This is a genomic window from Vibrio sp. 970, assembly GCF_033339075.1.
The window spans coordinates 1-1024 of the sequence record NZ_JAWOTW010000105.1; the positions used below are offsets into that span (position 1 = coordinate 1).

Here is a 1024-nt window from a genome sequence, read left to right on the forward strand (position 1 = left end):
GAAGAACTACGGGACCACCGTCTAACTCTTCTGTGACAAAGTGAACACTTGTACCGTGCTCTTTGTCTTTGGCGTCAATCGCGCGCTGGTGGGTGTGTAAACCTGGGTATTTAGGTAGAAGAGAAGGGTGAATGTTGATCATCTTACCGAGATAGTGCGAAACAAATGCACCGCTAAGAATGCGCATGTACCCAGCAAGAACGACAACATCGGGCTGATACTTGTCAATTTGTTGCATCAACTCGGCATCGAATGCCTCGCGTGACTCGAACGCTTTTGGGTCAACAAAGTGGCCATCAACATTAAACTGTTTTGCACGTTCTAGACCGTATGCGTCAGATTTATTAGAAAATACTGCTGCAACGTGTGCGTTAGGCATGCTGTTTTCACAAGCTTCTAAAATGGCTTGTAAGTTACTGCCGTTACCTGAAATTAGGACCACGATGTTTTTCATGATGTTGGGACTGCCTTGATATTGTAGGTTCTATAAATTACCTACTATTAGAATGGTTTTCGATGTTCCAGATAGCAGAATGAGGACGTGGCGTCCTCATTCATTTTATTTTTTAGCGTGATTCACAAGTTAGTTGATTTCAACTTGCTCTTCATTTGCTTCTGCTTGAGCAATTTCACCAATCACCCATGCGTTTTCGCCTTCTTCTTTAAGAAGTGCAACCGCCGCGTCTGCTTGGTCTTTTGGTAGTGCAACGACTAGACCAACACCACAGTTGAACGTACGGTACATTTCGTGCGTTTCAACGTTGCCTTTCTCTTGCAGCCATTTGAAAATGATTGGCCATTCCCAGCTGTTACCGTCGATAACGGCTTTTGTGCCTTCAGGCAGTACGCGTGGGATGTTTTCCCAGAAAGCACCACCCGTAATGTGAGAAATCGCGTGGATATCGTGTTTCTCGATCATCTTAAGTGCGGATTTGATGTAACTCTTCGTTGGTTCTACTAGGTGCTCACCGATAGTGCGACCTGCTAGCTCTACGTTTTTAGCTGCGCCAGAAACTACTAGAAT

2 protein-coding genes are annotated in these 1024 nt (G+C 44.9%); both read right to left on the reverse strand.

The annotated features are described in order from the left end of the window. The coding region (gene purN / locus R7Q11_RS25020; RefSeq protein ID WP_225466860.1) for a phosphoribosylglycinamide formyltransferase at positions 1-454 on the reverse strand (454 nt) is incomplete at its 3' end. Between the two features lie 129 nt (positions 455-583). Then, on the reverse strand, positions 584-1024 hold a 441-nt coding region (locus tag R7Q11_RS25025; protein WP_263857192.1), incomplete at its 5' end, for an AIR synthase-related protein.